Here is a 241-nt window from a genome sequence, read left to right on the forward strand (position 1 = left end):
TCGGGACCTATGCCAATTGTTTTAATGAGTCTTGTTAAATCTATATTTAATACACATTTTCCCAAATTAAATTCAAGCGCATCTTTAATTACTATGATTATTGTCTTATTAATGCTGACCTTATTTATACTCTTCTTCATTGAGTTAACAGAATATCGGATAGAATATAATGATATTATGAATATTTCTGCTAAAGATATACCATCATATTTATCATGGAAACTTAATCCTGCTGGTAGTA

1 protein-coding gene is annotated in these 241 nt (G+C 27.8%); it reads right to left on the reverse strand.

Features of this window, described 5'->3' with window-relative positions; all coding sequences use genetic code 11:
• On the reverse strand, positions 1–241 hold a 241-nt coding region (locus HMPREF0519_RS14640), incomplete at both ends, for a hypothetical protein (RefSeq protein ID WP_040472857.1).

The organism is Lentilactobacillus hilgardii DSM 20176 = ATCC 8290, from assembly GCF_000159315.1.
Lineage (GTDB): Bacteria > Bacillota > Bacilli > Lactobacillales > Lactobacillaceae > Lentilactobacillus > Lentilactobacillus hilgardii.